Annotated in this window: 23 protein-coding genes and 1 pseudogene; 11 read left to right on the top strand and 13 right to left on the bottom strand. The window is 54.8% G+C overall.

The window, feature by feature from the left end; all coding sequences use genetic code 11:
- Positions 1–20: 20 nt before the first annotated feature.
- The 6 genes and pseudogenes from FDZ78_RS09570 to FDZ78_RS09590 all read right to left on the bottom strand — a co-directional run bounded on the left by FDZ78_RS09570 (position 21) and on the right by FDZ78_RS09590 (position 7,201).
- On the bottom strand, positions 21–1,565 hold the full coding sequence (locus tag FDZ78_RS09570) for a RagB/SusD family nutrient uptake outer membrane protein (protein ID WP_107032275.1): 1,545 nt from the start codon (positions 1,563–1,565) through the stop codon (positions 21–23).
- 32 nt (positions 1,566–1,597) lie between these two features.
- Positions 1,598–4,495 (bottom strand): annotated as a pseudogene (locus tag FDZ78_RS09575) (SusC/RagA family TonB-linked outer membrane protein); the annotation flags it as partial.
- A gap of 12 nt (positions 4,496–4,507) precedes the next feature.
- The gene (locus tag FDZ78_RS14855; RefSeq protein ID WP_240740379.1) at positions 4,508–4,651 is read right to left on the bottom strand and encodes a carboxypeptidase-like regulatory domain-containing protein; all 144 of its coding nucleotides are present in this window, start codon (positions 4,649–4,651) and stop codon (positions 4,508–4,510) included.
- Between the two features lie 452 nt (positions 4,652–5,103).
- The gene (locus FDZ78_RS09580) at positions 5,104–5,838 is read right to left on the bottom strand and encodes a YgjP-like metallopeptidase domain-containing protein (RefSeq protein ID WP_123399874.1); all 735 of its coding nucleotides are present in this window, start codon (positions 5,836–5,838) and stop codon (positions 5,104–5,106) included.
- A gap of 49 nt (positions 5,839–5,887) precedes the next feature.
- On the bottom strand, positions 5,888–6,775 hold the full coding sequence (locus FDZ78_RS09585; protein ID WP_107032278.1) for an NAD kinase: 888 nt from the start codon (positions 6,773–6,775) through the stop codon (positions 5,888–5,890).
- A 36-nt stretch (positions 6,776–6,811) separates the two neighbouring features.
- Complete coding sequence (locus FDZ78_RS09590; protein ID WP_107032279.1) at positions 6,812–7,201, bottom strand: hypothetical protein; 390 nt, start codon at positions 7,199–7,201, stop codon at positions 6,812–6,814.
- A gap of 132 nt (positions 7,202–7,333) precedes the next feature.
- Between FDZ78_RS09590 and FDZ78_RS09595 the strand changes: the two genes are divergently transcribed.
- From FDZ78_RS09595 to FDZ78_RS09610, 4 genes are all read left to right on the top strand, one after another.
- A complete protein-coding gene (locus FDZ78_RS09595) occupies positions 7,334–8,050 on the top strand; it encodes a pyridoxine 5'-phosphate synthase (RefSeq protein ID WP_123399876.1) in 717 nt (238 codons plus the stop codon).
- A 113-nt stretch (positions 8,051–8,163) separates the two neighbouring features.
- Positions 8,164–8,829: a MotA/TolQ/ExbB proton channel family protein gene (locus tag FDZ78_RS09600; RefSeq protein WP_240740394.1), complete on the top strand. Its 666-nt coding sequence runs from the start codon at positions 8,164–8,166 to the stop codon at positions 8,827–8,829.
- A 15-nt stretch (positions 8,830–8,844) separates the two neighbouring features.
- The gene (locus FDZ78_RS09605) at positions 8,845–9,297 is read left to right on the top strand and encodes a biopolymer transporter ExbD (protein ID WP_107032282.1); all 453 of its coding nucleotides are present in this window, start codon (positions 8,845–8,847) and stop codon (positions 9,295–9,297) included.
- Between the two features lie 52 nt (positions 9,298–9,349).
- Positions 9,350–10,165 (top strand): hypothetical protein, encoded by an 816-nt coding sequence (locus tag FDZ78_RS09610; protein ID WP_123399880.1) that lies wholly within the window; start codon positions 9,350–9,352, stop codon positions 10,163–10,165.
- Positions 10,166–10,320: 155 nt separating this feature from the next.
- Here FDZ78_RS09610 and FDZ78_RS09615 read toward each other — a convergent pair whose 3' ends face one another.
- Genes FDZ78_RS09615 through FDZ78_RS09625 form a run of 3 tightly spaced genes read right to left on the bottom strand, consistent with a single transcriptional unit; the run spans position 10,321 to position 12,137 of the window.
- Positions 10,321–10,899, bottom strand: coding sequence for an RsmD family RNA methyltransferase (locus FDZ78_RS09615; protein WP_136408473.1), 579 nt, complete (start codon positions 10,897–10,899; stop codon positions 10,321–10,323).
- Positions 10,890–11,717 carry a DUF3822 family protein gene (locus tag FDZ78_RS09620; RefSeq protein WP_107032285.1) on the bottom strand — a complete coding sequence of 276 codons (828 nt, stop codon included), beginning with the start codon at positions 11,715–11,717 and terminating at the stop codon, positions 10,890–10,892. Before FDZ78_RS09620 ends, FDZ78_RS09615 begins: the two co-directional genes overlap by 10 nt.
- Positions 11,718–11,753: 36 nt before the next feature.
- Positions 11,754–12,137, bottom strand: a complete 384-nt coding sequence (locus FDZ78_RS09625; RefSeq protein WP_107032286.1) for a DUF805 domain-containing protein — start codon at positions 12,135–12,137, stop codon at positions 11,754–11,756.
- 209 nt (positions 12,138–12,346) lie between these two features.
- Between FDZ78_RS09625 and FDZ78_RS09630 the strand changes: the two genes are divergently transcribed.
- From FDZ78_RS09630 to FDZ78_RS09660, 7 genes are read left to right on the top strand one after another with little or no spacing between them, the layout of a single operon-like run.
- A complete protein-coding gene (locus FDZ78_RS09630; RefSeq protein WP_107032287.1) occupies positions 12,347–12,799 on the top strand; it encodes a DUF4494 domain-containing protein in 453 nt (150 codons plus the stop codon).
- 44 nt (positions 12,800–12,843) lie between these two features.
- Positions 12,844–13,518, top strand: coding sequence for a YggS family pyridoxal phosphate-dependent enzyme (locus tag FDZ78_RS09635; protein ID WP_124075559.1), 675 nt, complete (start codon positions 12,844–12,846; stop codon positions 13,516–13,518).
- Positions 13,519–13,565: 47 nt separating this feature from the next.
- Positions 13,566–14,729 carry a UDP-N-acetylglucosamine 2-epimerase gene (gene neuC, locus FDZ78_RS09640; RefSeq protein WP_240740380.1) on the top strand — a complete coding sequence of 388 codons (1,164 nt, stop codon included), beginning with the start codon at positions 13,566–13,568 and terminating at the stop codon, positions 14,727–14,729.
- A complete protein-coding gene (locus FDZ78_RS09645) occupies positions 14,719–15,414 on the top strand; it encodes a cytidylyltransferase domain-containing protein (protein ID WP_123399886.1) in 696 nt (231 codons plus the stop codon). Before neuC ends, FDZ78_RS09645 begins: the two co-directional genes overlap by 11 nt.
- A gap of 5 nt (positions 15,415–15,419) precedes the next feature.
- The gene (locus FDZ78_RS09650) at positions 15,420–16,469 is read left to right on the top strand and encodes a sugar phosphate nucleotidyltransferase (protein WP_124075560.1); all 1,050 of its coding nucleotides are present in this window, start codon (positions 15,420–15,422) and stop codon (positions 16,467–16,469) included.
- A 49-nt stretch (positions 16,470–16,518) separates the two neighbouring features.
- The gene (gene obgE, locus FDZ78_RS09655) at positions 16,519–17,706 is read left to right on the top strand and encodes a GTPase ObgE (protein WP_136408474.1); all 1,188 of its coding nucleotides are present in this window, start codon (positions 16,519–16,521) and stop codon (positions 17,704–17,706) included.
- Positions 17,707–17,730: 24 nt separating this feature from the next.
- The gene (locus tag FDZ78_RS09660) at positions 17,731–18,099 is read left to right on the top strand and encodes a YraN family protein (RefSeq protein ID WP_160631580.1); all 369 of its coding nucleotides are present in this window, start codon (positions 17,731–17,733) and stop codon (positions 18,097–18,099) included.
- 279 nt (positions 18,100–18,378) lie between these two features.
- Here FDZ78_RS09660 and hutI read toward each other — a convergent pair whose 3' ends face one another.
- Genes hutI through ftcD form a run of 4 tightly spaced genes read right to left on the bottom strand, consistent with a single transcriptional unit; the run spans position 18,379 to position 24,915 of the window.
- On the bottom strand, positions 18,379–19,617 hold the full coding sequence (hutI, locus tag FDZ78_RS09665; protein ID WP_124075562.1) for an imidazolonepropionase: 1,239 nt from the start codon (positions 19,615–19,617) through the stop codon (positions 18,379–18,381).
- An 8-nt stretch (positions 19,618–19,625) separates the two neighbouring features.
- Positions 19,626–21,107, bottom strand: a complete 1,482-nt coding sequence (gene hutH / locus FDZ78_RS09670) for a histidine ammonia-lyase (RefSeq protein WP_124075563.1) — start codon at positions 21,105–21,107, stop codon at positions 19,626–19,628.
- 33 nt (positions 21,108–21,140) lie between these two features.
- Positions 21,141–23,159, bottom strand: a complete 2,019-nt coding sequence (locus FDZ78_RS09675; protein ID WP_136408475.1) for a urocanate hydratase — start codon at positions 23,157–23,159, stop codon at positions 21,141–21,143.
- 49 nt (positions 23,160–23,208) lie between these two features.
- Positions 23,209–24,915, bottom strand: a complete 1,707-nt coding sequence (gene ftcD / locus FDZ78_RS09680) for a glutamate formimidoyltransferase (protein WP_205746916.1) — start codon at positions 24,913–24,915, stop codon at positions 23,209–23,211.
- Between the last annotated feature and the right edge of the window lie 20 nt (positions 24,916–24,935).

The raw sequence follows: 24,935 nt of genomic DNA on the forward strand, positions 1-24,935 counted from the left end.
GATAGAATCGTATTATGAGATTAGTAGCCGGGGTTCTGTCCGAGGGTTGAGATGAACTGTGTGGGGATGCAATAGCGGTTGCGGTAGGCCTGGGTGTTGGAGCCGTCGGGAGTGCCGCCTTTCCATGACCATACGTAGTCAGAGCCGGCGAATTTGCCGAAGCGGATGAGGTCGGAACGGCGATGGCCTTCCCAGTAGAGCTCACACATACGTTCCTTAAGGATGTTTTCGGCAGTGAGTGAGCTGACATCACCCAGATTGGCGCGACGGCGAACGCGGTTCATCATTTCAAGACCGTTGCAGCCGGTGGCGTTGTGGAGTTCGCATTCGGCAAGCATGAGATATACGTCGGCCAGACGGAAGAGGGGATAGTCGGTGGGGTTGAACACGGTGTTGCAGTAGGGCTCATCCTGGGCTTCGTTCTTGTAGTCGGTTTCAGGGGTGTAGACATACTTGACGCACATGTAGCCCTGATTCTGGTCGCCGAGGTCTTTGATTTCGGCAGTGTAGTCGCCCTCGTACATCAGACAGCGGTCGTCACCGTCGGCAAATGCCTTGGCGAGTTCTTCGCGCACACGCGGTCCGGCCCATCCTGACACCGACACGCCGAGAGTCTTGAGCAGATCGGAGTCGCCACGGTAGCTGCCTCCTGAGAGGTAGGTGGTGCCGCCGTAGGTTGTGAGGCTGGTTGCATCCTGAGGAATGCCCCATATGATCTCGCCGTTGCCTACATATTTGTCATTAGTGGCACAGAAGAGATATTTGTAAGTAGGAGCGAGATTGTCGATTGTCTTGCGGATCTCGTTGCAGGCGTTGGCGCAGTCCTGCCAGCGGGCTTCGCCGGTGTAGACTTCGGCGTTGAGGTAGAGCTTGGCGAGCAGCATATAGCCGGCCTCGCGCGAGAGGCGTCCGTAGATCTGCTGAGAGGCGGGTACGAGGCTTGGGATGGCATCTTTGAGATCTTCCACCACGGCTTCAAAAAGCTCCTTGCTGTCATAGGTGGGAGGAGTGATGCCTACCTGTGAGTTTTCAGTAGACCAGGGGCCTCTTCCGAAGATGTCGATCATGTGGTAATATGAAAGGGCGCGGATTGTGCGGGCTTCCGCTCCGAGCACTTCGGCAGAGAGGTTGCCTGATTCGGGGAGCAGGCCTGCGTGTTTTTTGAGGTCGCGCAGGAACTGGTTGGAGATGGAGATCTGGTAGTTGAAACGCGAGAAGCATTCATAGAGCCAGTGGTTGTCAGTCGACCATGTAGAGTAAATGAGCTCGCTGAGACCTGCATCGCCCCAGTTCGAGCCGATGAGTGTTTCGTCGGTGCAGAGTTCCTGGAGGTTCCAGAGCTGGCGGGTGTAGACGCCGGCGCCGCCGTCGTCAACGGTGATGCCGCCTTCGAAAACCAGACCTCCGTAGACGCCGGCAAGTTCGTTGTAGAGATCGTCGGCGCTTGTGATCTCGGTTTTTGTTGTGGGGTTTTCCGGTTCTACATCAAGGTCGCCGACGCAGGCTGTGAAAGCAGGCGCAGAGAGGGCGATGGCACCGAAAAGTATATATTTTGAAAATGTCATGATGATTCTTCTTTATATGGGTGATGAACTGTTTAGAATGAAGCCACGATACCAAAAGAGAAGGTCACGGGGTGGGGGTAGACATTGTTGTCGATACCTGAGAAGATTTCCGGGTCAAGGCCTTTGTATTTGGTGATCACGAACGGGTTCTGGCATGCACCGTAGAGACGGAGGCGGAGATTGTTGTTGAGGAGATTGTCCCAGGTGTAGCCGAGAGTGATGTTGTCACAGCGGAGGAACGATGCGTTCTGCACAAAGTAGCTGCTGCAGGCGAGTTCGTTGGTGGTCTTTTCGAACAGATAAGAGGTGTTGTTGAGATTGGCGAGAGGCAGGGTGTTGTTGATCTCTTTCACGGAAGTGGTTGCCTGGGCGTCGTTGTAGACCCAGTTGCCGAGGCTTGAGCGGAGAGTGATGCCGAAGTCCCAGTTCTTGTAGTTGAAGGTGTTTGACCAGTTCATTGTTACTTTTGGGTCTCTGCTGTGGTAGAGGATCTTGTCAGAGGCGTTGATTTCGCCGTCGCCGTTCTGGTCAACGTAGACTCCTTCAAGGGGATTGCCGTCGGCGTCATAGACCTGTTCGTAGACGTAGAAGCTGAACGCGGGGTGGCCTACCTGGTGTTTCTGGATCTTGTTGCCTTTGCCGAGCGAGATGCCTGAATCATCGACCACGGTGTCGGCACCGTCGGCGAGACGGGTGATCTTGTTTTTGTTCCATGCCACGTTGAATGATGATGTCCAGCGGAAATCCTTGGTCACCACGGGGCGGGCTGTGATGTTGAATTCGATACCGGTGTTCTCAAGGTCGCCGAGGTTCATATTGCCGGCGTTGGAGATGTTTGATCCGGCGGGATAGGGCGACTTGGTGAGAAGGTCTTTGGTCTTACGCTTGTAGTAGTCGAGGCTACCGAGGATGCGGTTGTTGAGGAATGCGAAGTCAACGCCTGCGTTCCAGGTGTGGGTCTCTTCCCATTTGATCTCAGTGTTGTAGGCCGAGGGATAGAGAGGATAGGAGCCTGTTTCGGGGTTGCCTGTGATTGAGGGATAGACTGAGCCGCTGCCGGTCCACTGGTTGTAGACGGGGAGATAGGGGAAGTAGTCGTCACCGAGATCCTGCTGGCCGGTCACGCCGTAGCCTGCGCGGAGCTTGAGTTCGTTCATGTAGCCGCGGGCCGGTTCCATGAAGCTTTCTTCAAGAATCTTCCAGCCGAGGGCCACGGAGGGGAAGGTGCCCCAGCGGTGGTCTTTGGAGAAGCGTGAGGTTCCGTCCTGACGCACGGTGGCTGTCACGAGATATTTGTCGAGGAATGTGAAGTTGACACGGCCGAAGAACGAAACGAGCTGATGCGGGTGTATGCTGATTTCGGTCGGGTTGGCCTGGTTGCCGAGGTATTTTTCGTTTTCAGGGTCTACAACCTCATATACGCGGCTGTATTTGCGGTATTTGTTGTGAAACTTCTGCCATGAGTAACCTGCGGTCACGTCGAGGGTCGAGCTGATGTCCTTGAAGTTGTGGTTGTAGTTGAGGTAGAAGTCAAGAAGCAGGTTGGTGCGGGTCTGGAATTCATAGGTGCGTGAAACGCCGCCGTCCTTGATTATGCGTGTTGAGCCGTCTTCACGCACTGAGTAGCCGTCGTTCCAGGCTTTAGGGGTGTTCACAAAGGGGTTGTTGTAGTTTTCACCGTGCTGATAGTCGTAGCCGAGGTTGAGGTTGGCGCGGAGGTCGGTGAGGAAGGGCATCCTGAAGTCGAGCTGGAGGTTGCCGACAGACTGATAGGCCTTGCCTTTTGAGATGGCGCCCTGGTTGTCGGCTATCGGGTTGAGCGGAGCATCGGTGGAGTTGATTGTCTCGCCTGCGTCATCGGGGCCTGCGAGCACACCGCCGTTGACAAATGAGGTCCAGTAGCCGAAGAGGGGAGATCCGTCAGGGTCCTTGATGGGCAGTGTGGGGTTCATGGCTGCTGCCGCACGGAGGGTGTTGGCTCCGTAGGTGTTGGTGATGTATGCGCCTTTGAGGTTGGCGTTGACAGAGAGAAGGTCGTTGAAGAACTTGGGAGTGAGGTTGATTGACGCTGACACGCGGTCCATGTCGGTGTTCTTGACGATACCGTTGTTGTCGGTGTAGGAAACGGCCACACGGTAAGGGAGCCATTTGGCAGTGCCGCCTACGCTGAGGCTGTAGTCAGAAGAGAATGTGGTGCGAGTGAGGGCTTTCTGCCAGTCGGTGTCATAGTCGCGGATCTGTCCGTACTGAGCTGATTCTACTCCGTACTCATCGGCTATGAAGTTGCTGAACTGGCTTGCGCTCATCATGTCGAGATATTTGCGTGTGGTGTTGACATAGCCGTTCATGGTGAAGTTGATCTGCGGCTTGCCTTTTGAGCCGGTCTTGGTGGTGATGATGATGACACCGTTTGAGGCGCGGCTACCGTAGATGGCTGTTGCCGATGCGTCTTTGAGGATGGTCATCGACTCCACGTTTTCAGGCGATACGAGTGCGAGGGGGTTGGATGAACCGGTGATGCCTTTGGTGTCCATAGGCACACCGTCGATTACAATGAGAGGTGCATTTGATGCTGCGAGCGAGGCTCCGCCGCGGATCTGGATGTTGCCGCCTTCGGAGGGGTTGCCTGAAGTGGTGACAACCACACCGGGAGATGCGCCTACCAGAAGGTCTTGGGCTGAAGTGGCGAGGCCGGCTTCGATTTCCGAGGGTTTGATTGTGGCAACCGATCCGGTGGCGTCACTTTTCTTGACAACACCGTAGCCGATAGCTACGACTTCGCCGAGGAGAACTGAGTTGTCAGCTAATGTGATGTTGATTTCAGTGCGTCCGTTGACGGGGACTTCCTGGGTTTCGTAGCCCACGTAAGATACCACGAGGGTGCCGTCTGAGGGGGCGCTGATGGTGAAAAGTCCGTCAAAGTCAGTGGCTGTTCCGAGGGTTTAGCCCTTGACCACTACACTTGCGCCGATCAGAGGCTCTCCCTCTTTGTCAACTACGGAACCTTTGACCGTAATTGTCTGCGCTAAAGCGGGGAAAGCGGCGCAGAGTACCATAAAGGCTACTAACCACGCTTTCCGAGTCATTTGAAAACAAATGTTCTTCATGCACGAATTGTTTTGAAAATTAAGTAATATGATAAATCTCTAAAATTTGTTCTACGGGGTGAGTTCCGGAAGTCAGGAAAGACGCCGTCTCGTTCGCGGTCTGATGCGGGGAGCGATAAAATAAGGGGGGATGGTGATGATTTAAGGCACACTTTTTAGGATTGTAGGTTTCTTTCAATGTGTGTGCACGTCAGATTTCAGTGCCCCGGCGCAGAAAAACGGGGTGCTTTCTAAAAAATTAAAATCAAAATCCTTATTTCAATATCTCTCTACATTTAAATCATTGCATCGGTGGTATTTCCTTTATGCAATGTCCCGGAAAGGGAAGCGAAAACCGACTGTCGGAATTCGGAGACAAATATAAGTAAAAAAATTACCCCCCCCAATTTATTAACCAAAATTAACAGATTTTGTGTTGGCCTTCCTTAATTTCAGCGGTCAACAGGCCAGCTGAACGAGCGCAAACGTCTGAGCAATACGGTTTCACGGCCGTTGCAGTAACTGTCGCAGAGGCGGTGGAAGGCTGGAGTGTGGCCCGGTTCGGTCAGATGGGCGAGTTCGTGGCAGATGATGTAGTTGCGGAGTTCCGGATCAAGAAAGACGCAGAGGTATGACAGGCGGATGCGCCTTTGTGTAGGGAAACAGGTGCCGAGCGTGGATTTGCCGTGGGCTATTTCCCATTTGTCTACTCTCAGTCCGAAGCGCTCGGCCAGCCGACGGGCTTCAGGCAGAAGAATGTGGGGCGCGAGATGCCGTGCGGCTGTGTGCAGGCAGCGTGAGATGGCCTGCTGCAGCTCCGGCTCTTCGGGATTTCTGCCGTCAGGCAGGGTTATGATGAAGCGCAGATCTGATGCCGATGCACCTGCTGCAAGGTTTATGGCGGGGGTTGTCTGTCCGGGATTCCCGCGGGCTATGGTGGCGGTAAAGTTGTGGCAGCCGATTGTCTGTCCTACCGCATAGCGGGGCTTGGGGCGGATCGCTTCAAAGTCTGCCTTGTGCTGCTCGATGGCTCTGACTATCTCATTTTCGGTGGCATAGGCCGGTATGTTGACACGTAGTCTGCCGTTGATCCAGCGTGCTGAGAGCTTGCCTGATCCGGTGCGCTTGATCACTTTGATTTCACCGAGGGTGGGGTGTGATATTCTGAAAGTTGCCAAGTCGGGCATGGTTACTGGGCTTGATGGACAAAATTGGCTTTCGGCCTTTCACTGCATTTCAATCGCGCTTTGAAATGCCCCAGAGGAGTTTGGTGCGCAGGGTGTCAATGAAATTGTGGTCAGGAGTGTGGATGATCTTCGTCACGAATGGCGCTCGGCGCAGACGGAGTTTCACGTCGATCGGCAGGATGAGCGACCGACCGTCGAGGGTGACGCGGTAGGTGTCGGTTCTTGACTCCACCTCTATATCTATAATGTGGCTGTCGGCCACCACAAGCGGGCGCATGGTCAGCGAGTGAGGGGCGATGGGTGAGAGCACCCAGCAGGGGGCGGTGGGCTGTACGATAGGCCCTCCGACTGACAGGTTGTAGGCCGTGGATCCGGTAGGGGTTGAAACTATGAGTCCGTCACCCTGATAAGATGCTACAGGCATGCCGTCGAGGCGGGTGTTGACGGTGATCATCGAGGCTGTGTCCTGGCGCAGGATGGCTATCTCGTTGAGTGCGAACCCCCAGCCTGAGACTCCGGCTTTCATGCCTTCGCCTATGCCTTTGCCTTCAAGCAGAGAGCGTGATTCGACGGTGTACTCGCCGGCGGCGAGTCTGCGGACCATTTCGGGACCTTCGGAAATAGAGTGCTCGGCAAGGAAACCGAGATGGCCGGTGTTGAAACCGAGTATCGGTATTTCTTTGGTGGCCACACGACGGGCGGTGCGCAGAAAAGTGCCGTCGCCTCCGATGCTCAGACAGAAGTCGGCAGAGAAATCGTCATTTTCAAAAACATCGTCGGCTGGAAGCGGGTTGCCGGTTGCCCGCGACATGGCTTCGAAGAAATGGCGGTCGATGCAGATGAAGGCGTTTTCATCTTCGAGAGCTTTCAGCAGAGCGAGGATGTGGGGGATATCTTCGGAGCTTTGGCGGCGTTTGCCGAAAACGGCGACTTTCATAGGCTTGAAATGTGGATGGGGAATGATGGTTGAATGTCAGATCTGGAGATAGCGCATCAGCTCGTCATAGCGGCTGCGCATAAGCGAGTCGTCGTCGGCATAGGCCGAGCCTTCAAGGCCTATGATTTCAAAACCATAGCGTTCGAGCGACCGTGCGGCGGCCTCAGGATCGCGGTGGCTGATGCGGAGCTCGGCCACTATGCGGCTGTCGCTGCGCTCGCTGTCGGCAGTGACGTTGAGATTAAGCAGATGTGCGTCGGCATCCTCGACCGCACGGGCTATTCTTGATGCGCTGTAGTCACCGCGGCGGCAGGTGAGCACCAGAGTGCTGCTCTCTTCCATTTTCGGGAAAAGTCGCTCAAGAGTGGCCTCTGCGCCTGCTGCAAAGGCGAGGTTTTGGACGGATGTGCTGTCTTTTCGGAGCAAAATATTTCTATTTTTTAGTTTTTCTGACTAATTTTGCGGGCAAAATCGGTCGGAATGAGCCACAAAATTACAAATAATCATCTATATAATGAACTGCCCGGACCGACAAAAAGATTACAGAGCTATTAAAAAATGACAAATCTCAGTGTAAATATCAACAAGATCGCCACTTTGCGCAATGCGCGCGGAGAGAATGTGCCCGATCTGCTGAAAGTAGCCGCCGACTGCGAGGCTTTCGGCGCCGACGGTATTACTGTGCATCCGCGCCCTGACGAGCGCCACATACGTCGTGACGATGTCTACCGTCTGCGCCCGCTGGTGAAGACTGAGTTCAATATCGAAGGCTACCCTTCGCCGGAATTCATTGATCTGGTGCTGAAAGTGAAGCCGGAGCAGGTGACTCTGGTGCCTGACGCTCCTGATGCTCTCACGTCAAGCGCCGGATGGAACGTGGGTGCCAATATGGACTTTCTGACTTCCGTGGTCGACCGCCTGCGGGAGGCCGGAATCCGTTCTTCGATCTTCGTAGGCACTGAAACTGATAATATTCAGCTTGCCGCCCGCACCGGCGCTGACCGTGTGGAGCTCTACACCAAGCCTTATGCCGATCTCTATCCGAAAGATCCGGAGGCTGCGGTGGCACCCTTCGTTGAGGCCGCCCAGGCAGCGTTTTCAGCCGGACTCGGAGTCAATGCCGGCCATGATCTGAGCCTTGTCAACCTTGAGTTTTTCCATCGCCACATACCGCGGCTGAGCGAGGTCTCGATAGGCCATGCCCTGATCTGTGACGCTCTCTATCTTGGACTTGAAGAGACAATCCGCCGCTACAAGGACTGTCTGAAAGGCTGACGCGGACTATCACAGTTCTGGCCTGTCCCCACATTTTAAAAGTTAAAATCCCCAAACAATCATCTCCCAATATGTTTCAACAAGAATTCGTAGATACGGTAGCCACTGCTGCCATGAGTTATAATGAAGCGGCACAGGCCCAGGCTGCAGATATGGTACAGGAACTCTCCGTGTGGGATCTGACCATGCGTGGCGGCTGGATCATGATCCCGCTTGCCGTGCTTTCGATTGTGTGTGTCTATATCTTCATCGAGCGTTGTCTCGTGATCAGACGTGCGCAGAAAGAAGACAGCTCGTTCATGGAGCGCATCCGTGAATACATCCATGAGGGAGAGATTGAGAGCGCCCGCCGTCTCTGCCAGAAGACCGACACACCTTATGCACGTCTGATCGGCAAAGGTATCAGCCGCATAGGCCGCCCGATGAACGATGTGCTCGTTACCATAGAGAACACGGGCAATATCGAGATCGCAGCCTTGGAAAAAGGTCTGGCCTGGCTTGCCACAACGGCTGCCGGAGGTCCGATGATCGGCTTCCTCGGAACGGTGATCGGCATGGTCAACGCATTCTATAATCTCGCTTCGGCCGGGAGCAGCGCCAACATCGCTGTGCTCGCCGACGGTATCTACGCCGCTCTCGTGACCACGGTAGCCGGTCTGATAGTGGGTATTATAGCGCTGTTTGCCTACAACTATCTGGTGGCGCGTATCAACAAGGTGATGAATGCCCTTGAGGCCCGCACTATGGAGTTCATGGACCTTCTCAACGAGCCCGCATAAAAAAACTTTAAGCTTATGGCTCTTAAACGTCAAAACACCATGATGGCGGCTTTCTCGATGGCGTCGATGACCGACGTTATCTTCCTGCTGCTCATCTTCTTTATGGTGACTTCCACATTCGTGTTCCCGACCGCTCTTGAGGTCAATCTACCGGAAAGTTCCAAACAGACGGCTCTGAAACCGTCCACTCGCGTCTATATAGACAAGGAGGGAGTCATCTATGCCACGGCCGACCAGTCTGAGCCGGTGGCGATGGATGAGAACACGCTTCTCGGCTTTCTCCAGTCCATGTCAGCCAATGCCGCTGACGGTGGTGACAACTACATAGCGGTCTATGCCGATGAGGAGGTCACCTATGGTGCGCTTGTCAGGGTGCTTGATCTCGGTGCGCAGAACAATCTGAAAATGGTGCTTGCCACCAAGCCCGCCCCTGCATCGGCCCGCCCGTCGGCGCAGCAGGCCAGGTGATCAATATTCCAAATAGTCTCCACACTCAATCCCCCACAATCAATAAACACAGATGTCCACTGACGATTCAGGGCGTTCACGCCGAAATCAGCTGATAGCTCTACTTGCCACGGTGCTGTTTCATGCCGCGGTGGCGGTTGTGTTGCTCACACTCTGTCTCCGCTATTCCGGATCCGAGTCAAACGAGCGCGTGTGGCCTCCGGTTGATTCTTCCGAGGTGCTGTTTGGCGGAGAATATGTGATGGTAGGTGACCGTCAGGAGATGGCTGCCAGCACAAATGAACCCGCCCCGGCTGAAGCAGAGGCTCAGGAAGCTCCTGCCCCGGAGGCAGAGGCGCTTGTCAATTCTGGCGAACCGGCCCAGCCGGCCCCGGTGGTGAGCAGCGAGCGTCCGTCGCCGGCCAAGGTCGAGAAGAAGCCGGCTCCGGAGAAGACCGGTCCGACTAAGGCCGAGATCGAGGCTGCCGAACGGGCCAAGCGTGAGCAGGAAGCCCGTCAGGCTATAGCCAGCAAGGTGCAGTTCGGCCAGAAGAGCACCGGCGGCAATGGATCAGGAAAGGCAGGAAGTGCTGACGGTAATGCAACGGTAGGAGCCGTGAGCGGAAGCCCCGGTTTCAATCTGAAAGGTCGTTCGCTGGCCGACTGGCACACACCTCCGGCCGGACCGCTCGGCACTATAACTGTCCGTGTGACTGTCAACCGTCAGGGCAAGGTGACCTCGGCGTCATATTCGTCAGGTACAGGAGCAGCGGCAGCAAGCCAGTCGACTCGTCAGAGCTGCATAAATGCTGCGAAAATGTCGCAGTTCTCGGTCGATAATGATGCTCCGGTATCACAGACCGGCACCATCACCTATAATTTCAAGTGACGATATTTGCCAATGTGCTGTAAAGGTGGCACACAGGTAGTAGAAATAGAAGCGACACAATTTTCATTTGCCGGATCAAGGCTGAAAACTGTGTCGCTTTTTTACGTTTTGGATGTCTGCTTTGGATAGTAGCTCCGGATTGTGCTGTCAGGAGGCTATTCGGCAGGAGTGTCATCGAAGGTTGCGGCCTCGGACTCTTCCGGGATTTCGAAAATAGAGAAGTTGACAGATCCGTAGGCGCGGTGTTCGGTAAAGTGTGGAAGTGAGGAAAAATCGTACTTTTTGGAGTGCTCTATGATGAAGATACTGCCGGGGTGGAGCAGGTGTGAGCCAAGCACCATTGAAGGAATATCGCCAAAGCCGTCAAGATCGTAGGGGGGATCGGCAAACACGAAGTCAAAGGCCGTCGACGAGTCGCGGATGAAGCGCAGCGCATCGGTGCGCAGAAGATGCAGATTGCGGTCGCCGAGCTCCTGCTTTACTTTTTCGATGAAGCGGGCCTGGGTGGCTGATTTCTCGACCGATGTGACAGAGGCAGCCCCGCGTGATAGCAGTTCGAAGCTGACAGCGCCGGTTCCGGCAAAGAGGTCGAGGCAGCGCAGGCCTTCGATGTCGACCATGTTTTCGATCACGTTGAAAATGTTCTCGCGGGCAAAGTCAGTGGTAGGCCGCGCGGTGATATTGGTCGGGACGTTGAAGCGGCGGCGTCCGTATTTTCCTCGTATTATTCGCATATGGGAGTTACAATAAGATCAAAAGGTGCAATCATGGCGTCTCGGCCCGCCTTGAACATCTGCGGAGGGAATATCACGGGCATGACGCGGGAAATGTAGGTGCGCAGTATCGGGGTGATTGCTTCGCGGACAGTCTGGTCACCGGCAAGCAGCAGCTCGTCGGAGTGCGGGTCGAGACCGAGCCGCTGACGGCAGGCAAGAATATAATAAGCTGCGTTGTCGGGCGTATCGGCCCGGAAAGTGTTGGCCATCAGCAGCCGGTGGCCATCGAGCACAATGACATCGAGTGACTTCTGACGGGCATTCACCACCATCTTCAGATTGTTGCCCTGCGCCCCCTTCGAGGCGAAATAGCGGCTGAGGGCTCCAAGGTGGCTCATGATTCTGATGCGGTGGAATGTGCGGTTGAGAAATCCGCGCAGGTCAGTCTCCAGCCCCATGAGTATGGTCGCGTTTCGGGTTCCGGTTTCATCGGCCTCCATTACGAGGGATGAATTAGGGAAGGCGGCGTTGAAAAGCAGCTGCCGGTCTGATTCGGAACTGCATTCCGACGGAACCACGGTCAGCTCTTCAGTCTCTATGACGCATGTCACCTGCCTGAAGTCGCTCAGAAGTATAGGGTTGTCATAGATGACGCTTTCGATTGCCTGGAGCCTCGAAGACGCATTAGGATCGAGGACAATCCGCCGGTAGATCAGCGAATTGTCCTCGACTATAGAGTAGATTGCCACATGGATCTCATCCCTGCTTATGCGGAGCAGGAGGTTGCATATTTCAGGCTTTTCAATCCGTTGGCTGTCAAAAGATCCGTTTGTCATCAAGTTGATAAAGCAGAGTGTGGAAAGGGGTGTGTATTACTGCTTGACGATGTTGGGAACATCACCCCACTTGTTGGGCACGGGTTCGCTTTCCTTGACGGTGAACACGAGGTAGATGATACCGCCCACCAGAGGAATGAAGTTAATGAGGAGCCACCAGCCCGAACGGCCGATGTCGTGCATGCGTCTTACCGACAGGCCGAGTGCGGGAAGCAGTATGCCGAGATAGACTATTCCGAGAGCGATGGAAGAGAGTGTTTCGCTCCAGCAGAAAATGACGGAGACAGCAATCATCGCGATGAAAATGAAAAGCATGAACCACCAGTATTCAGACCGTGACGCACGACCTTTGAAATTGCAGTAGTTCACAGTGAGTGCGCGCTTTACGGCCTCACCGAAAGGAAGTTGAAGCTGATACATTGTAAGAAGGTATTAATGTTAAGTTTATGTAAATGATATAACCTTGACGGTATAATGCAAAGGTAACAAAAATTCACAAATGAGTCAAATATGGTGAATAAAAATATTCGTGGCGTGAATTCTTTTAGGCCGGAGTGGGAAAGCTCACGGATTTTGACTAATTTTGCATGAATAATGTATAAAGAACAAAATATAAATATCTGACAAAAATGGCAAACTGGTTTGAGACGAAAGTCCGCTACGATAAGACAATGGAAAATGGCTCGATCAAAAAAGTGACTGAAGCCTATATGGTTGATGCTCTCTCGTTCACAGAGGCAGAAGCCCGTATCTCCGAAGAAATCGCTCACTTCACTTCTGATTTTTCGGTGTCGGCTGTAAAGCGCACCAAGATCGCCGAGATTTTCCGTGAAAGAACCGGTGACAAATGGTATCTTGTCAAAGTGGCGTTCATCACGCTTGACGAAAAGACCGCTGTAGAGAAGAAATCTATTTCGCAGATTCTTGTCGCAGCCGACAGCTTCAAGGAGGCCTATGACAACTTCATGGAGGGCATGAAAGGCACAATGGCCGATTTCGAAATCAATACCATCCAGGAGACTCTGATCATGGATGTATATGACGCTGACCTCTCAGGCGACAGCAAGCCTGCCGATGCATAATCCAAGCACAATCATCTTTGAATTCAACCTTTGAAACTTCGCTTATGGCAGGACACGTCACGGAAAATCTTCAAAGACTGCGCGCCACTCTTCCCGACGGAGTGGTCCTTGTGGCCGTCTCAAAATTTCATCCGTCCGAAGCTTTGGCCGAGGCTTACGAGGCCGGCCAGAGGGTGTTCGGCGAGAGCCGTGCGCTTGAGCTTGAAGCAAAGGCGGCTGAATTGCCTGGGGATATAGAGTGGCATTTCATAGGCCATCTTCAGACCAACAAGGTGAAGAAGGTGGTGGCCGCTGCATCGATGATCCACAGCGTGGATTCAGACCGTCTGCTCCGGTCCATCGATGCCGAAGCGCGCAAAGCCGGGCGCTGTCCCGGAGTCCTGCTGCAGCTCCATGTGGCCCGTGAGGAAACAAAATTCGGTTTTACACCTGCCGAACTCCTTGAATTTGTCACTCCCCAGCTTGTTGCTTCGCTTGAAGGAGTTGAATTCAGGGGAGTGATGGGCATGGCCTCCAATGTGGATGACGAAGAGCGCATCCGCGCTGACTTCCGTGAGATCCGCAGGGTTTTCGACAGACTGAAATCTACGGTGTTTGCTTCTTCACCGCGATTTGACACCGTCAGCATGGGCATGAGCCATGACTGGCCGGTGGCAGTGCAGGAGGGGAGCACGATGGTGCGCGTCGGGACTTCGATTTTCGGCGAAAGAGAATATTGAATTCAATAACAGAGAGGGAGAGGAGACATAAGCAGAGCAGTGATACTATGGCAGAAATCAGGAAAATAGCTATTGCGACAGGCACTCGTGCCGACTGGGGGCTTCTCAGCGGGATTGCGCGGGCTCTGGCCGCACGTGCCGACTGTGAGGTCACAATCCTTGCCACCAACATGCACCTTTCCCCGCGCTACGGCAATACGATTTCCGAGATCGTGGCCGACGGCTTTGCCGATCCGGTCAGAGTAGAGATGCCGTTGTCGGCTGATACAGACTGCTCGACAGTCGAAGCTATGGCCGTGTGTATGTCAGGCATGGCCCGTGAACTCTCGCGTCTGCGCCCTGACCTCATAGTCATTCTCGGCGACCGTTTTGAAATGCTCGCCACCGCCACGGCTGCTCTGATGCTGAGAGTGCCGATAGTGCATATTGCCGGCGGCGAAATTTCAGAAGGCGCCATTGACGACAGCATCCGCCATTCGATCACCAAAATGGCATCTCTCCACCTGACGGCCACAGAGCCTTACCGCCGGCGCGTAATAGCGATGGGCGAGGCTCCGGACCGTGTCATCAATACAGGAGCCATCGGCGTCTATAACATTCTTCATGAGCCCCTGCTGACACGCCGGGAACTTGAAGAGTCGATAGACTTCGATCTGACAGACAAGTCTGTTCTGGTCACATATCATCCGGCTACTCTTGACGATGAAGATCCGGCAGTGCGCTGCAAGGCTCTTCTTGATGCTCTTGACCGTTTTGAGGACCACAAGGTGCTGATGACCTATCCGAACAACGATCCGAGAGGCCGCATAATCATTGATCTCATTGAAGCCTATGCCGCCGCGAGGCCCGGCAGGGTCAGAGTAGTGCCCTCGCTCGGCAAGCTGCGCTATCTTTCCGCATTGCGCTGCGTAAGCGCTGTTGCCGGCAACTCATCGAGCGGAATAGTTGAAGTTCCGTCAATGCACATTCCGACTGTGGATATAGGTATGCGTCAGCGCGGCCGGTTGTGCGGTAAGAGCGTGATCCATTGCGGCGACAGCACGCAGGAGATCGCCGACGCTCTTTCATATGCTCTCAGTGACGACGGCCGGCGTCTTGCGCGTGAGGCTGAAAATCCGTATTACTGTCCCGACACTCTTGATGTCATTGTAAAGGCAATCGCCGAGACTCCACTGCAAACCCTTCAGACAAAGAAATTTTATGACCGATAACCAAGCGCTCGTCATCATTCCGGCCCGTGGCGGCAGCAAGGGAATTCCGCGTAAGAACATAAAGGAGTTCTGCGGACGTCCTCTGATCCACTATTCCATTGAGGTGGCCAAGGCCGTCGCGCCTGATACCCATATCATCCTTTCGACTGACGATGACGAGATTCGTCACTGCGCCACTCTTGCCGGCCTGCCGGTCAGCTACCGCCGCCCCGCGGAGCTCGGCGGTGACAAAGTTGGATCGCGTGAGGTGATACTCGATGCGATGGACTGGGCCGACAGCGAGGGGCTTATATATAATAAGGTGGTGCTGCTTCAGCCCACCTCTCCGCTGCGGACTGTCGGTGACGTGGAAGAGTGTCTGAAACTCTATACTCCTGACTGCGATATGGTGGTCAGTGTGGCCGAGGCAGCCTGCAATCCGTATTATGACTGTTTTGAGACACAGCCTGACGGCACACTCCGGGTCTCGAAGGGTGACGGACGGATCACCCGGCGCCAGGATGCCCCGAAAGCATGGCAGTTCAACGGCGCGGTCTATGTGATCAATCCTGAGTCTGTCAGACGGATGGCTCTCGGCGAATTTCCGCGACGCATCCCATATGAGATGCCCCGTTCGAGATCAGTGGATCTTGACACGCCTCTTGACTGGACAATAGCAGAAACAATAATCCGAAACACCCATTGAGAGCCATGCAGATCGACAGACATATAATATCTGAAAATGCCACTCTGTCAGAGGCACTCCGTATGCTCAACGACCTTTCAGGCGGAGTAATGACTCTGATAGCGGTAAATGACGGAAACCGGATGACCGGCACGCTGACCGACGGAGACGTGCGCCGGGCTTTGCTTTCAGGCATCGGACTTGATGCTCCGGTGGCATCTGCCATGTTCCGCAGGTTTCATGCTCTGAAGGAGGACTGTATAGATCCGGCAGAGGTCCGCGCGATCCGCCGTCGGGGCATAAGACTGATTCCGGTGCTTGACAATGAGGGCCGGGTGGTCAGAATGATTGACACATGTCTGACCCGGACTGTGCTTCCGGTGCGCGCTGTGCTGATGGCCGGAGGCAAGGGTGAACGCCTGCGCCCTATGACACTGACAACTCCGAAACCGCTTCTCGAAATCGGAGGCAAGGCAATCATTGACTACAATATAGAAGCTCTGGCCGCAGTCGGTGTGAATGACATCAGCGTGACGGTCAACTATCTCGCCGAACAGCTTGAAGAGCATTTCGCCACTCCGGTTGCCGGTGTCAGTGTGAAATGCGTCAGAGAGACAAAAGCGCTTGGTACCATCGGCTCCGTGGCGCTTGTCGATCTGCCGGAAGAGGGTGAGACGATAGTGATGAACTCAGACCTGCTGACCACAGTGTCATTCGAAGACCTGTATCTCCGGCACACATCCGAACAGGCCGATGTCACGATTGCAGTCGTGTCATACAACGTCACTGTCCCTTATGCTATTCTTGCCACCGAAGGCGAGCGGGTGCTGAGTCTGGAAGAGAAACCTTCATACAGCTATTACGCCAACGCCGGCATATATCTATTCTCCAACCGCCTGCTCAGGCGTCTTGACCGTGAAAGCCGCATGGATGCCCCCGATCTAATCGGGCAGGCCATTGCCGAAGGTCTGAAAGTGACCTATTATCCTATCAACGGCACCTGGATCGACATCGGCTCTCCGGCCGATTTCGCCCACGCCCGCGAGCTGATGGCCCATGTCCGTCAGACTCGTTAAACGATATATCAGAAAGATTGTTAAGTAAATAATAAAATATTCCATCGTCATGGCTGATTCAAACTTCATAGACTATGTAAAAGTCCTCTGCCGATCAGGCAAGGGTGGCGCCGGTTCGCGTCATTTCTACCGAGCAAAATATGTTCCCAAAGGAGGTCCTGACGGGGGTGACGGCGGTCGTGGCGGTCATATAATACTCCGTGGCAACAGCCACATGTGGACCCTGCTGCCCCTCCGCTACCGCCGCCATATATTTGCCGGCAACGGCCAGAGCGGTTCCGGTGGACGCTCGTTTGGCAAGGACGGAGAGGACGTGATTGTCGACGTGCCCTGCGGAACTGTTGTTTTCGATGCCGAAACCGGCGAATTCCTCTGCGAGGTGACATCTGACGGCGAAGAGGTGAAGCTGCTTCGCGGCGGCAGAGGCGGTCTTGGCAACTGGCACTTCAAAAGCGCCACAAACCGCACTCCCCGCTATGCCCAGCCCGGAGAACCGGCTATAGAGAAGAGCATTATCCTTGAACTGAAACTTCTTGCCGATGTAGGTCTTGTCGGTTTCCCGAATGCCGGCAAATCGACCCTGCTGTCATCCATCTCCGCTGCCCGTCCCAAGATTGCCGACTATCCTTTCACCACTATGGAGCCACAGTTGGGCATAGTATCCTATCGTGGCGACAGTTCTTTTGTGATGGCCGATATTCCAGGTATCATCGAAGGTGCGAGCGAGGGCAAGGGCCTTGGACTGCGTTTCCTGCGCCATATAGAGCGCAACGCCGTGCTTCTATTCATGGTGCCCGCTGACGCTGATGACATAAAGGCGCAATACGATATCCTTGTCGGCGAACTCGAACGGTTCAACCCCCAGCTGTCAGACAAGCCACGTGTGCTTGCCGTGTCAAAGAGCGATATGCTTGATGAGGAACTCATGGCTGAGATCGAGGCAACCCTGCCTGAAGGAGTGCCCCACATCTTCATTTCCGCAGTGACAGGCATGGGCCTCACGGAGTTGAAAGATATGCTCTGGCGCGAGATCACTGACGAACGCAACCGCATAGACACGGCACCGATCACTCATAGGCCGCTTGACGGGCATCACCGTGTGCGTGAGGAAGATGAATTCATCTTCGAAAACGTACCTGCTCCGGCTGATGACGAAGAGGAATTCATTGACGACGAGGATTTCGAGGGTGAGGATTACGGCTATGAGATGCTCGACGAAGATGACTATGATGTCTGATCTGTAAAACGTTGACTGAAACCTGTGGCCGGGCATAATGAATTAGGCAGATGGGGTGAGGTGATAGCGCGTGAGCTGCTTCTCACCCAAGGCTATGCCATATGTGGCGAGAACATTCGTATCAGCGGCGTGGAGATTGACTTCATCGCCACGAAAGACGATGTGATCTGCTTTGTCGAGGTGAAGACCCGGTCGACTGACTTTGTGGACCCGGTCGAAGCCATTGACCGGCGTAAGCGCAGCCGCCTTGTCAAAGCCGCTGATTCCTACATGCGCCAGTATGAGATTCCGCTTGAACCGCGTTTTGACATAGTCATCATCATCGGATCGCCGGAGTCATATACAATCGAGCATATACCTGACGCTTTTCTCCCCTCGCTCAACAACCGTTGAACAGGCTTTTTGAAACTTTTTTGTGTGTCTCCGCATTATCGCACTAAACCGGTTTGCAGAGGCACTATTTTTGTGTCAGGTTTTTTCATAGCAAGTATCCAGACACACTCTCAAAAAAGTCTTTATGGCGACAACGGTTTTAAAAGCACTATTTCACTGCATCAGACACAGTAAAAAGACAACGGCATCGGGTTCGGGCGCAATCTGCGGTCCCTGAGTCCGATACCGTTTGAAAATTCAGTAGATTGTATGGATTCAATATCTGTGCGGTCCGCTTTGTCAGGCTTCGACCTCGCGGCCTTTGAGCCACACGCGGCTTATGAGCGGAGTGGCGTAGGCATAGGGGAAGAAGTCGACCGATGACATCGGCTTTGTGAGATAGAAGCTGGCAATCTTGCCGGGGGCAATCGAGCCGTAGTCGCGGCTTTCGTTCATGGCGTAGGCTCCGTTGATGGTAGTGGCGTTTATAGCCTCAGCCGGAGTCATTTTCATTTTGATGCATCCGAGCGACATAACCATGCGCATGTTGCCTGATGGCGATGAGCCGGGATTGTAGTCTGAGGCGAGGGCAACGATGGCTCCGCTGTCAATGGCTTTGCGGGCCGGACCATAGGGCATTCCGAGGAAGAAAGAGGCTCCGGGGAGCATAGTGGCTACGGTCTGACCGGCGGCCAGAATTTCGATTTCCTCTTCTCCGATGCGTTCGAGGTGGTCGACAGACAGAGCCTTGTGGGCCACTCCGACCTGCACTCCGCCTGAGACAGCGAGCTCATTGGCATGGATCTTCGGGCGCAGGCCGTAGCGGGCTCCTGCTTCAAGAATGCGGTCGGTCTCTTCGACAGTGAAGAATCCGGTGTCGCAGAAAACATCTACGAAGTCTGCCAGACCTTCGGCTGCCACGGCGGGAATCATCTCCTTGCAGACAAGATCCACATACTCGCCCTGGCGTCCCGAATAGGCACGTCCTACGGCATGTGCGCCCAGAAACGTCGCCTTTACCTTCAGCGGTGTGCTTTCGGCTATGCGCTTTATGACGCGGAGCATTTTCATCTCGTCGGCGGTGGTCAGGCCGTAGCCGCTTTTGATTTCCACGCATCCGGTGCCCATTGCCATGATCTCGTGCACTCGCGTCATAGCCTGGCGGTAGAGTTCCTTTTCCGGAGTTTCATGAAGCAGATCAGCGGAGTTGAGTATGCCGCCTCCGCGTTTTGCGATCTCCTCGTAGCTCAGACCGTTGATCTTGTCAATAAACTCGCGTTCACGGCTGCCGGCATAGACTATATGGGTGTGGGAGTCGCAGAACGCCGGGAATATATATCCGCCCTTGGCGTCGATACACAGTTCTCCCGGTTCTGCCTCAGGACATGAATCCATTGAGCCGAAAGCGCTGAAGCGGTCTTTTTCGGTGCGGAGCCAGGCGTTTTCGATCAGACCGATAGTGCTCATCTCTTTTCCGCGGAGGAAAAGGGTGTCCCCGCCGTCACTGCCGACGAGGACTCCGATATTGGTGATCAGCATTGTGAGAATCAGGAATTGGTGCGTAGGAATTCAACGGAGGCAGCGATGTAGGGCGACATGACGGTGTCATTGTCAATGAACGGCACGACTTTGCGGTATGCCTTGTGCCAGGCTTCGAGTTCCGGCGATGACTTGAGCGGACGCCGCAGGTCAAGTGCCTGGGCTGCGTTGAAAAGTTCGATGGCAAGCACGCGTTCGGTGTTGTCGACCACACGGCAGAGTTTGGTTGCCGAGTTTCCGCCCATAGAGACGTGGTCTTCCTGCCCCTGCGAGGAGGGGATCGAGTCGCAGCTCGTGGGCCAGCAGTAGCCTTTTGACTGGTTGACAATCGAGGCTGCCGCATACTGCGGAATCATGAATCCGCTGTTGAGGCCGGGGTTGGCCACAAGGAATGGCGGCAGGTTGCGGGCTCCGGAGATCAGACGGTAGATGCGGCGTTCGGAGATGCTGCCGAGCTCGGCTATGGCAAGGGCGAGATAGTCCATCGGCAGGGCTATGGGTTCGCCGTGGAAATTTCCGGCAGAGACTATGATGTCTTCTTCAGGGAAGATAGTGGGATTGTCAGTCGGAGAGTTGATTTCTGTCTCGATCACGTTGCCTGCATAAGCGAGAGCGTCTTTGACTGCTCCGTGGACCTGAGGCATGCAGCGGAATGAATAGGGGTCCTGCACATGCTTTTTGGGCTGGCTGATGAGTTCGCTGCCTTCGAGATGGCTGCGTACGGCACGGGCGGTGGCAAGCTGGCCCGGATGAGGACGCACGGCGTTGACGGAATCGCCGAACGGTTCGATGCGGCCGTCAAATGCATCGAGTGACATTGCGCCGATTTTGTCAGCGAGCGCGCTCAGGCGGCGAGCGCGGAGGATGGCATGGACAGCGTGTGATGACATGAACTGGGTGCCGTTCAGAAGTGCGAGCCCCTCTTTGGACACGAGTCTTACCGGCTGCCATCCTTTTTCGGCAAGTACTTCGGCCGCCGGACGGATCTCACCTTTATATAATACTTCGCCGAGTCCGAGCAGAGGAAGGCACATGTTGGCAAGTGGCGCGAGGTCGCCTGAGGCTCCTAAGGAGCCGAGCTGATAGATGACCGGGAGGATATCGTCATTGAAGAAGTCGACAAGGCGCTGCACTGTTGACAGTTGTACGCCTGAATTGCCGAATGACAGAGACATGATCTTGGTGAGAAGCATGATCTTGACAATCTGCGGGTCGACTTTCTCGCCGCAGCCGCAGGCATGTGACTTTACCAGGTTTTCCTGTAGCTTTGAAAGGTCCTGGCTGTCAATGGATATGTTGCAGAGCGAGCCGAAACCGGTGGTGATGCCGTAGATTGGATGGTCACATTCGCTGATTTTGTCATCGAGATATTGACGGCAGCGGGTTATGCGGCTTACGGCTTCGTCGCTGAGCGCTATTTTCAGTTTGTTTTCGATTATTTCGCCTACGCGCTGGATGGTGAGGCGTTCGGGGCTGATATAATGGATCATGGATGAGTAGTAGATTTGGGTGGGTGGAGATTTTTAGAGTTCACTGAATGCCTGGGCTATGAGGCTGTCATCTGCGATGTTGGGGAGGGTTACTTTCAGCAAGGGGGTGCGTTCCATTTCGCGCTTGATTGCCGAGATAGCACCTTTGTTTCGGGCCCAGCTGCGACGGGCTATGCCGTTGTTGACGTCCCATAGGAGCATTTCGTCAATGTGGCGGCGGGAGTCTTCTGAGCCATCGATCACCATGCCGAATCCTCCGTTGATCACTTCGCCCCAGCCTACACCGCCGCCGTTGTGGATCGAAACCCAGGTGGCTCCGCGGAATGAATCGCCGATGACGTTGTGGACTGCCATGTCGGCTGTGAACTGTGATCCGTCGTAGATATTGGATGTCTCGCGATAAGGAGAGTCGGTGCCTGACACGTCATGATGGTCGCGACCAAGCACTATGGGGGCCGAGATTTCTCCGCGGGCTATCGCGTCATTGAACGCCTGGGCTATCTTGGTGCGGCCTTCAGAGTCGGCGTAGAGAATGCGGGCCTGTGAACCGACCACGAGTCTGTTTGGTCCGGCCTCGCGGATCCAGTGGATGTTGTCGCGGAGCTGGCCTTTGATCTCTTCAGGAGCATCTTTGAGTATCTCTTCGAGTACTTCGGCTGCAATGGCATCGCTCTTGGCGAGGTCTTTGGCTTTGCCTGATGTGCAGACCCAGCGGAATGGTCCGAAGCCATAGTCGAAGAAGCTCGGCCCCATGATGTCCTGGACATATGAGGGGTAGCGGAAGGTGCCGTCGGCTTTCATGATGTCAGCGCCGGCGCGTGATGATTCAAGCAGGAAGGCATTGCCGTAGTCGAAGAAATACATGCCGTTTTCCGTCAGACGGTTGATGGCTGCAACCTGCCTGCGCAATGATTCGCGGACTTTGGATTTGAATTCTTCAGGATTTTCAGCCATCATGGTCTTTGCTTCCTCGAAACTCAGACCTGCCGGGTAGTATCCGCCGGCCCAGGGATTGTGGAGAGAGGTCTGGTCGGAACCGAGGTCAACTCTGACTCCGTCAGCGGCGAGGCGTTCCCAGAGGTCTACCACATTGCCCTGATAGGCGAGCGATACGGCCTCGCGGTTTTTGCGGGCTTCGGCGGTGCGAGTCATGAGATCGTCAAGCGAGGTGTAGACTTCGTCCACCCAGCCCTGGCTGTGGCGGGTCTCTACGGCCTTGGGGTTGACTTCTGCTATGATACTGACAACTCCGGCAATGTTGCCGGCTTTTGGCTGTGCGCCTGACATGCCGCCGAGTCCGGCAGATACGAAAAGCATACCGCCGAGGTCATGCTCGCCTTCTTTGAGACGTTTGCGCCCGGCGTTGAGCACTGTGATGGTGGTGCCGTGGACAATGCCCTGAGGCCCGATGTACATGTAGGAGCCGGCTGTCATCTGGCCGTATTGCGATACGCCCATAGCGTTGAAGCGTTCCCAGTCATCGGGTTTGGAATAGTTGGGGATCACCATGCCGTTTGTGACGATGACGCGCGGAGCGTCGGGGTGGGAGGGGAAAAGACCGAGCGGATGGCCGGAATACATCACCAGTGTCTGCGAGTCGGTCATCTCCGAGAGATATTTCATAGTGAGCAGATACTGTGCCCAGTTCTGGAAAACGGCACCGTTGCCGCCGTAGGTGATCAGTTCGTGGGGATGCTGGGCCACCCGCGGATCGAGATTGTTCTGGATCATCATCATGATCGCGGCGGCCTGACGTGAACGGGCCGGATAATCTTCGATGGGGCGTGCATACATTTCATATGAAGGACGGAAGCGGTACATGTAGATGCGTCCGTAGGTCTCAAGTTCTCCGGCGAATTCGCGAGCCAGTTCGGCATGCAGATGTTCGGGGAAGTAGCGGAGGGCGTTTTTCACGGCCAGCCGCTTTTCAGCCGGCGTGAGTATGTCTTTGCGTCTGGGAGCGTGGTTGACGCTCGTATCATAGGGCTGTGCGGCAGGGAGGCTGTCGGGGATGCCGGCGCCTACGGCAGCACGAAATTCTTCTTTAGTCATGTTGCTGTATGGGGGGTATTGTTCGTGGTATTTTCTTTGCGGAGAGGCATCAGTCGGCCGAGAGCACATCATTGACAAGCTCAAGCACTCTGGCTTCAGCTTCCATTGATTTTGCCGCTATTTCGGCGGCGCGGGCGGTTAGACGGGCAGCTTCCTCGCGGTTTTTGAGCGAAGCGGCATTGATGCGGACATTGAGCTGTGCGCCGAGGACAGCCGAACGTGCGGCCAGTGCGCCTACACCGGCATCGCTGACAGATGCGGGATTGCCTGTGCGGGCCATTGATTCAAGAAGCGGGAATGTCTCGGCTGCGGCTTCCATAGTCGACAGCGGAATGCGGGTGGCATAGAGTGTGGCATCCTCGATTGCGGCTGCGCGGGCTGCTTTTTCCTCATCGGTAGACTTGGGCATCTTGAAGGCATCCATTATGCGGTTGAAAGCCTCTGTGTCTTCATTGACAAGATGCAGAAGCCGCTGCATCAGTTCCTGGCCTTTGTCAGCCTGATCGGAGAATTCTTTCCAGCGGTCGTCCCATCCGGCCTTGTGGCTTGAAAGGTTTGCCACCATAGTGCCGAGAGCAGCGGCGAGCGCACCCATGTAGGCTGAAATGGAGCCTCCGCCGGGAGCGGGAGACTCTGATGCGGTTTCTTCGGCGAAGCCGGTGCATGTCAGATCAGTCAGCTTCTTTCCTTCGCCTTTGGGCGCGATGAGATATTCGATCACCTTTTCTTCAGGACGGAAGGGGCTGAGTTCGTCAAGGCCCATTGACTTGACGGCCATGCGTATGATCTCGCTTTCGGCAATGCCTGTGGAGCGCTGCTGCTTGTGGAGGAAGTAGCGTCCGGCTTCAATGAGAGTGCGTTTCGGGACGAGGCCCACGATTTCAGTGCCTGTCACTCGCAGACCGCGTTCGCCGGCTGCGCGGCAGACTTCGTCAAAGGCTATGTGGAGAGGAGTGGTCGATATGTCGGTGATGTTCATTGACACCTGGGCTATGCCGTATTCGTCAATGAACCATCCGATGGCTTTGGTCGCTTTCAGCGTTCCGGGCTGCATTATCGTGTTTCCGTTTTCGTCTTTCAGCGGTTTGCCGTTTGGCTTGCCGCCTTCGCGGACCGGACGGCCTTTTTCACGGACATCGAATGCGATGGCGTTGGCGCGGCGGGTGGAGGTTGTGTTGAGGTTGAAGTTCACGGCTATGAGAAAGTCGCGGGCGCCGACGGTTGTGGCTCCTGTGCGGGCCGCTTTTTCGTCAAACGGACGGTCGCCGAAATCCGGGCCTTTGCCGGGATGGTTCATCTTTTCAGGGAGTGCTTCATATTCGCCTGCGCGACACACTGCCAGATTGCGGCGTTCGGGAGTGAAGGCTGCGGCCTCATAGCAGTAGGTCGGTATTTCGAGTTCATCGGCTATGCGCTTGGCGAGTTTGCGTGAAAGCTCGGCGCATTCTTCGAGGCTTATGCCGGAAATGGGGATGAGGGGGCAGACATCGGTTGCACCCATGCGCGGATGTGCACCGTGGTGGCTGCGCATGTCGATCAGCTCGGCAGCGCGTCTGACGCCTCTGAATGCGGCTTCGACTACGGCTTCAGGCTCTCCTACGAAAGTGACTACCGTGCGGTTGGTGGCTTCTCCGGGATCTACATCGAGAAGGCTTATGCCTTTGACGCTTTCTATGGCATCGGTAATTGACTTGATGACGGTCTTGTCACGTCCCTCGCTGAAATTGGGGACACATTCGATAATTCGTGTTTCCATGGAAATGGTTAAGTATTTTG

Source organism: Duncaniella sp. B8, assembly GCF_005304985.1.
Taxonomy (GTDB): domain Bacteria; phylum Bacteroidota; class Bacteroidia; order Bacteroidales; family Muribaculaceae; genus Duncaniella; species Duncaniella muris.